At 35.4% G+C, this 686-nt stretch carries 1 protein-coding gene; it reads right to left on the reverse strand.

Annotated features, from left to right (window positions below):
• A partial coding sequence (locus LI074_RS17100; RefSeq protein ID WP_243868852.1) for a hypothetical protein occupies positions 1-645 on the reverse strand: 645 nt, incomplete at its 3' end.
• Positions 646-686: the final 41 nt, after the last annotated feature.

A 686-nucleotide genomic window follows, 5' to 3' on the forward strand; every position in this document is an offset into this window, starting at 1 on the left:
CGGAAGATCACTGTTTACTGTGAAATATCGGCTGCTTCCGTCTGCGGAATATATTTCTTTATAGGAGCCATATCTGCTTGTCGGAACAAATTTTCTATTGACATATTCGTAGGTGAAATTAATTGCATTGATACCAAGAGAATAAGAAACGATGCTCTCTGTAATTACAATCTTATTTCCATTTAAGTTGGTAACTTCACCTATGCGATGGTTTCCGTATCCTGCCATAATTTCAGTGAAATCAAGGATTTTTCTGAACTTTCCGTTTGTGTATTTTAATAATGCACATACAGGTCCGTCACCATTCTCGGCTGGTGCATAGAGATATAAAAACGGCTGTCCGTTTTTCAATGTATAAATATTTGCTATAACATTATAAAAACGTGTATTTTTTAATCTGTAAGCTGTTTTTCCATTAACCGATACAGTAAGTGACGTATATGTTTCATCGTCGGTTTGATTGGCTGCTCTGATTCTGATTTTATCTTTCGTTCCATCACCGGTAACATCATATGCTGTGTATGTCCGATTTGCTTTTAATTGGACCCCATTTGCCGTTGCTTTTACGGGTCTGGAGAAAATAATTGCAAAACCAATTGCCAGAAACATAGTAAACACAGAAATAAAATTGTTTCTTTTTCTCATAAAACATGACCCCTTTCGTGTAGGAATTGCTATAATTTTTA

The sequence above is a fragment of the Blautia sp. MSK18_10 genome, assembly GCF_020553185.1.
In the GTDB taxonomy this organism is placed as follows: Bacteria; Bacillota; Clostridia; order Lachnospirales; family Lachnospiraceae; genus Blautia_A; species Blautia_A wexlerae.